General features: G+C 45.8%; 6 protein-coding genes and 1 pseudogene. 2 read left to right on the plus strand and 5 right to left on the minus strand.

What is annotated here, in order from left to right; translation table 11 throughout:
* Positions 1–180: hypothetical protein (locus ODU45_RS09635; protein WP_398581215.1), on the plus strand; the 180-nt coding region annotated here is incomplete at its 5' end.
* Here ODU45_RS09635 and ODU45_RS09640 read toward each other — a convergent pair.
* The 5 genes and pseudogenes from ODU45_RS09640 to ODU45_RS09660 all read right to left on the minus strand — a co-directional run bounded on the left by ODU45_RS09640 (position 177) and on the right by ODU45_RS09660 (position 4,832).
* Complete coding sequence (locus ODU45_RS09640; protein WP_002935353.1) at positions 177–833, minus strand: CBS domain-containing protein; 657 nt, start codon at positions 831–833, stop codon at positions 177–179. The two genes, ODU45_RS09635 and ODU45_RS09640, sit on opposite strands and share 4 nt — an antisense overlap.
* 132 nt (positions 834–965) lie before the next feature.
* Positions 966–1,118 (minus strand): annotated as a pseudogene (locus ODU45_RS09645) (transposase); the annotation flags it as partial.
* 11 nt (positions 1,119–1,129) lie between these two features.
* On the minus strand, positions 1,130–3,373 hold the full coding sequence (locus tag ODU45_RS09650) for a DNA internalization-related competence protein ComEC/Rec2 (protein ID WP_136671479.1): 2,244 nt from the start codon (positions 3,371–3,373) through the stop codon (positions 1,130–1,132).
* Entirely contained in the window at positions 3,357–4,019 is a 663-nt protein-coding gene (locus ODU45_RS09655) for a helix-hairpin-helix domain-containing protein (protein WP_136671478.1), read from the minus strand. Before ODU45_RS09655 ends, ODU45_RS09650 begins: the two co-directional genes overlap by 17 nt.
* Positions 4,020–4,085: 66 nt before the next feature.
* Positions 4,086–4,832 (minus strand): 1-acyl-sn-glycerol-3-phosphate acyltransferase, encoded by a 747-nt coding sequence (locus ODU45_RS09660; RefSeq protein WP_105151057.1) that lies wholly within the window; start codon positions 4,830–4,832, stop codon positions 4,086–4,088.
* 144 nt (positions 4,833–4,976) lie between these two features.
* On the opposite strand from ODU45_RS09660, the gene ODU45_RS09665 reads away from it, so the two are divergent.
* On the plus strand, positions 4,977–6,422 hold the full coding sequence (locus ODU45_RS09665; RefSeq protein ID WP_398578273.1) for a UDP-N-acetylmuramoyl-L-alanyl-D-glutamate--L-lysine ligase: 1,446 nt from the start codon (positions 4,977–4,979) through the stop codon (positions 6,420–6,422).
* The last annotated feature ends 133 nt before the right edge of the window (positions 6,423–6,555 follow it).

Genomic DNA, 6,555 nt, shown 5'->3' on the forward strand with positions numbered 1-6,555 from the left:
AAGCAATATTTAATTCCAAACTTAACTGATTTGTGTTATACTGTTTATACATTTTCATGCCTTTCTAGTTGTTTTGTCGTTATTATAATTATAAAGCATGAAATGGAAAACGAGCAACTCCTAATTGGAATTGCTCGTTTTTTTATATGTGAGCGGCTAGTTTTTGCCCAGCCTCTTTAAATATTTTTAGCAACAGTCGGAACCAAGCTATCCACTTGGATACCTGCACCCTCGAAAAGAGTTCGAACTTCTTCAACATCAACTTTTCCGTCAATCTGTACTTCGATGACAACTTTTCCAGACTTGGTAGCAAGTTGTACAGTAGATACAATATTATAATCCTTATCTGCCACCAATCGAATAATTTTTTCTAACTCCCCTGCCTTATTTTCAACAAGGAACCGAGCGCGTACTCCTTCCTCTCCATAACCTGAGACATGAAGAAAAGCTGCAAAAATATCACGATCAGTAATGACCCCATACAGTTGACCGTTATCAACAACTGGAAGAATCCCCACTTTGTTTTTATACATGAGATAAGCAGCATCTTCAAGACTAGCGTAACCTGAGACTGTAATAACATTCTTAATCATCACATCCTTGACCTTAGTCTTATTCAAAAGGTAGTTCATCTCGTAAATAGATAGGCTAGTTGCTTTCGATGGACTAGCTTCTGCGATCGTTCCCTCAGTGACCAAACCAACCAACTTATCATTTTCAATAACAGGCAGACGGTGCAAATCCTGTTCACGCATAATATCTGCAGCGTGTGCAATGGTTGTATCTGGTGAAATATAAACAACTTTACGGGTCATAAAATCTTTAACAGACATAGGACTTCCTCCTTTGGTAAATCATACTTTATTATACCACAAATCCGAAAACGATTTCAATATTTAATGAAAAGAAATGAAAATCAATTTTTAAATTCAAAATATAGACTATTTGAAATACAATGGAGTGAGTAAGACTGCTACAATCACAGATTGTTGGCATCTTTCCAATAAGGCAGCAACCTCTTTGAAGTCGTTACCAGAAGCTGGCGTAGTAACATAGTGCAGAATATAGCTAGATAAGGCAGCGAGCACGTGAACTTTGAAACCATAGAACCATAAGTGCATAGGATTTATCATTTTACCTCCTTCACCGTTTCAATCCTCCACTCCTTCCAACCTCGGAAGCGAATAGCTCCTTGCTGGTCGGTGCGATAGACTTGGATATCTCGACTGTCAAAGCGGTCCAAGGTTTCTTGGTGAGGGTGCTTGTAGCGGTTGTTTTCTCCAGCAGATACCAGGGCAATCTTGGCTCCGATATGGTCTAAAAATTCAGGATAGGAAGACCCTTTGGAGCCATGGTGACCAGCTTTGAGGACATCGACAGGCAAGTTGGGATAGGATTCTATCAAGTCCAACTCCCCCTGCTCCAAGTCCCCTGTAAAGAGAAAATTGGTTTCCAGCAAACGACCGTAAAGGACAACAGAGTCATTATTGCCACCGTCGCCTGTCCCGTCTGGATAGAGGACCTCCAGATAAGAGGCAAAAATCGGCAAGCGGTCGCCCACTTTCACTACATGAACAGGGACATTGATTTCTTTCAAGGTGGCTACAAAGTCAGGCACCGTCAGGCTTCCAGGCGACACGTAAATTTGACCAATTTGGACCTGCTTCGCCACTTCCAGCACATCGCCCACATGGTCCGTATCGGTATGGGTCAGGACCAAACTATCAATCCTGTCCACGCCCCGACTATGCAGATAAGGAATCAAAGTCCGCTCTGCATTTGCCTCCCGAGACCGCTCCTGCCACGCTTCCTTGGCTGCAAAATCGACCCGTCCGCCCACATCAATCAGAACCGTCCGCCCCCGCATATCCCGCAAAAAGATGCTGTCCCCCTGCCCGATGTCCACCACCGTCACCTCGTTCTCCAACGGGTGTTTGGTTATGAAAAATAGCAGAGCGAGGACCAAGCTCAGTCCTAGGAGCCAGTTTTTCTTCCTGTGAAAATCATAAAGTAAGAAGAGGCTGACCAGCAAAAGCAAGAGAACCAGCCCAGACGGTTTGCCCAGTATCCAAGGCCGAAATCCCAAATCTGCCACCCAGACAATGATGTTTTCCATAAAGACGAAAAATCCATTGACCAAAGTCACCTTGACCAGAGGTGACAGGAGAAAAATGACTGACAAACCTGGTAAAAGCAGGACATCAAAGATAAAGGAAAAGACAAATGTCAGGAGAATAGACAAGGGTTGAAAGGCATAGAAATAGGTCATGAGCACCGGCAAAATCCCAAGTGAAATACTGAGACTTTCCACCGCAGCCTTTTTGACCTGCTCCAAATCCTCAAAATCAAAGACCGTCAGCAAGAATGCATAGGTAAAAGTCAACACTCCTCCTGCTGTCAATAAAAATCGGGGCAGCACCAGCAGACAGACAAAGACCGTCACCGCAAAATTATCCAGCTTCCGCAAGCCTATATTGCCCAAAATTTTCTGGACCAAGGACCGCACCACTGACACCGAAAAGCCTGTCAAACCAGCATAGACAAGGGAAAAGGGAATCTGCAACTTGTCTACGGTTTCCTTGGTCAAGCCCAAACGCAACAAAATCCAGCGAAACTTGTCGATGAAAAAGCCCACCTGCATACCAGACAGGGCAAAAAGATGAATGATACCCAGACTAGAATAGAGGTCGCTCATCTGGTCAAACTCACTATCCAAGTCCCCAAACAAGAGCCCTGTCATGTAGTGACTCATGGGTGCTGGAAAATTGGTTTTGATATAGACCAAGGCCTGCCTCCGCCAGCTTGACAACCAGTCAAAAACATTCCAAGACTGGACAGGGATAATCTTCTTAATCGTTGTTAGCTTGACAGTCCGATAGATGCCCTGGGTTTTCAAGTAGGCCTGATAGTCAAAGCCCTTGAAATTCCGCTGACCAGCTGGCAGGCTGACCTCTGCTTCCACTTCTAGCTGGACCAGACCTGCCAGCTTTTGAAAATAAGCCTGCTCCTCCTGACTGGCTAATTTGTAGAAAACCTGATAGGTTTGTCCGTCAGTCCGACCTCGAAAAGACAGGCTGTCCCCGTTAATGTCAATGGTATCTGGAATGACCTGCGCAGTCGTCACTTGCTCTGGGGCTGACTGGGCTGCCCGCTCCCATTGGACCTTCTGACAGCCGAAAAACAGACCGCACAGGGCTAGAAGCGGCAGCGTTCTGAGGAACACTGCCTTACCTTGCCGAAACCCAAAGACAGCTAGCAACAGACTTAGCAGGCCCATTGTCAAGAGGGAAAAAGAATGGACTGCAAAGTAGGCCGCCACCGCCAAGATTGCCAGGTGAATGGGCAGGCAGGGGAGCTTACTCAACCGTGACATATGGCCGGATACTTTCCATGGTCTTGTCGCCGATACCCGAAACATTGTTGAGGTCGTCAACCGTCTTGAAGCCACCGTTTGCCTCACGATAGGTGATAATGTCTGTCGCTCGCTTGGCACCGATGCCCGAAATGGTCTGCAGATCCGCCTCGGTCGCCGTATTCAGATTGACCAGACTGGTGTTTTTTTCTTCTTGGGACATAGCAGAGCTGGCAGTCGTGCTGGCAACCACTGAGATATTTTCATCCTTGCTGGCCACATAGACCACTGCTTCGTCGCTGAGCTTCTGAGCCAGATTGATAGACTTGGGGTCTGCCTGACTGGTCAAGCCGCCAGCTGCTTCAACCGCATCATTAACACGCGCATCAGCTTCTAAAGTGTAGAGTCCTGGCTTTGCTACCGCTCCTTTGACATCGACGACCAGCTGGCTGGGCTCCTCACTTACTTCTGTACTGGTTTCCTCGACAGACTCAGAGCTACTTGACGTTTGTTCGGTCTGTGAAAAATCTGTCAGTCCTGTTTGATCTGACTTAGCTGGTTGGCTGAATATTAAGAATGTGGTCAGAAGCAGACCTGCAACTGCTGGCAGAGCAATCTGCCACTTGTATTCTTTAAGCATTTCTATATAAGTTTTAATCGTATCCATAAATTACCTCCACCTATATAGTTCGCAAAAAATACAAAAAACCCGCAAGCTGCGAGTTTCATTTACTTATTTTTTATCCAACTGAGTACTTGGTTGCCAGAAGAAGCTGGCGATATAGCTAAAGGCATAGGTCAGTCCCAAGATAAGAGCAACCAGCAAAAGAACTGGGATACGATAGATATAAGTCAAGATATTTGGCTTTTTCTTGGTTTGGAAGGATGCCGCATGGTCATCTAAGCGTTTGAACTCAGTCTCAATTCGGCTAGTTACTTCTGCTGTACCTGCATCATCCATACGCTTGATGTCCGAAACATCGATAGGATTTCCAAAAGCCACATCGATTCGCTCACCAGCTAAGAGCCCCTTGATGGTCATGGGACCCACATAGGTAGCTGGCATGAGTTTGACCTTGGCTGACTTGGCAATGACCGCCACACCACCTTTGAGCTCAGATGAATGACGACTTCCAGAAGGAAACATGACCAGCGAACGGTCACTTTTTTTCAACATGTTAACTGGATACTTGATGGCTGCCATACCAGGATTTTCACGGTCAATGGGAAAGGCTCCACATTTTGAAATCCACCAGCCAAAACCACGGTCCTTGAAAAGTTCTTTTTTAGCCATAAAGATGAACTGCTTAGGAGCAGCTGCGTAGCCAAGAAAGACTGGATCCCAAAAGGTTTTGTGCGGAGCGATAAGAATATAATTTTCCTCCTGTGGCAAAATCTTCTCTCTATCATGATAGTGAATATTGCCATTGATGGCCCACAACAAGAATGTTAATAGTGTTCGTAGATAAGAATAAAACATAAACTTCTCCTTTTTCAATCTCTCCTATTATAGCACAAATTGCTTCAGGAAGAAATGTCACATGTAATCATTTTAACAATCAAAAAGCCTTTATTTACAAAGTCCCGACTTGTAAAAACCACTAGATAGGTTTACAATAGAAACATGATAAAAATTGAACGTGTAGTAGACATCTTAGAAGCGGATGACAACTTCCGCCATATCAAACAGAATAACCAGACTGACAGCACTTGGACGGATGTCCAGTTTGATGCCCTCAGCTATGACAGCCGAACTGTTAGCCCAACGACTCTCTTTTTTGCCAAGGGTTTGGCCTTTAAGAAGGAATTTCTGGAAAAGGCTATCGAGGCTGGGCTGGCTTTTTACGTGTCTGAAATCGACTATGAGGTTGGCATTCCTGCTATCATCGTCCACGACATCAAGCAGGCTATGAGCCTGATTGCTATGGAATTTCATGGTCATCCCCAGAAACAGCTCAAGCTTCTGGCTTTCACCGGTACCAAAGGTAAGACAACGGCGGCTTATTTTGCTTTTAACATCCTTAAACAGAGCAAGAAACCTGCCATGCTTTCGACCATGAACACCACGCTGGACGGCAAAACCTTCTTCAAGTCCACCTTAACCACGCCTGAGAGCCTGGACCTCTTTGCCATGATGGCGGAGGCGGTCAAGAACGGCATGACCCACTTGATTATGGAGGTGTCTAGCCAGGCTTACTTGGTAAAGCGGGTTTACGGGCTGACCTTTGATGTCGGCGTCTTCCTCAACATCAGCCCTGACCACATTGGTCCCATTGAGCACCCGACTTTTGAGGACTATTTCTACCACAAGCGACTTTTGATGGACAATAGCAGAGCGGTTATTGTCAATGCTGGAATGGACCATTTTGAGGTGGTGAAAAACCAAGTCAGCTCTAAAGACCATGACTTTTATGGGCCGACTTCTGAAAACCAGATTCGTCAGTCAGCAGGTTTTGATTTCACAGCGACCGGCAAATTAGCTGGCCACTACGATATCCAGCTGATCGGTGGCTTCAACCAAGAAAATGCCATCGCAGCAGGGCTGGCCTGTCTTCGCTTGGGGGCAAGTCTGGAAGATATTCACACAGGGATTGCCCAAACCAATGTCCCTGGTCGCATGGAAGTCCTGACCCAGCAAAACGGTGCCAAGGTATTCGTGGACTACGCCCATAACGGCGATAGTGTCAAGAAGCTGATTGACGTCGTCTTGGAACACCAGACAGGTAAGGTAATTTTGATTTTGGGAGCTCCTGGTAACAAGGGAGAAAGTCGCCGCAAGGACTTCGGTCTTCTGCTCAATGACTATCCTCAAATAGATGTTATCCTGACAGCCGATGACCCCAACCGTGAAGATCCAGCTGCTATTGCTGAACAAATCCGTGCTCACATGACCCGTCCAAGCGACTTTATCTTGGACCGGGAAGAAGCCATTCGTACAGCCATGAGCCTGACAAACTCTCCGAAAGATGCCGTCATCATCGCAGGCAAGGGGGCTGACGCCTACCAGATTGTCAATGGCGAAAAGGCCGCCTACGACGGTGATTTGGAAGTAGCAAAACAATATTTGTAACATACGGAGGCTGGGCAAAAACTAGCTTCTCACATATAAAAAACGAGCAATTCCACTTAGGAGTTGCTCGTTTTCCATTTCATGCTTTATAATTATAATAACCACAAAACAACTAGAAAGGCATGAAAATGTA

The sequence above is a fragment of the Streptococcus sp. 2022WUSS135 genome, from assembly GCF_044427045.1.
Classification (GTDB): domain Bacteria; phylum Bacillota; class Bacilli; order Lactobacillales; family Streptococcaceae; genus Streptococcus; species Streptococcus hashimotonensis.

Coding starts and splice junctions, on each gene's coding strand:
- ODU45_RS09660 (WP_105151057.1), bottom strand. CDS start 4,832: ATGTTTTATTCTTATCTACGAACACTATTAACATTCTTGTTGTGGGCC.
- ODU45_RS09640 (WP_002935353.1), bottom strand. CDS start 833: ATGTCTGTTAAAGATTTTATGACCCGTAAAGTTGTTTATATTTCACCA.
- ODU45_RS09655 (WP_136671478.1), bottom strand. CDS start 4,019: ATGGATACGATTAAAACTTATATAGAAATGCTTAAAGAATACAAGTGG.
- ODU45_RS09650 (WP_136671479.1), bottom strand. CDS start 3,373: ATGTCACGGTTGAGTAAGCTCCCCTGCCTGCCCATTCACCTGGCAATC.
- ODU45_RS09665 (WP_398578273.1), top strand. CDS start 4,977: ATGATAAAAATTGAACGTGTAGTAGACATCTTAGAAGCGGATGACAAC.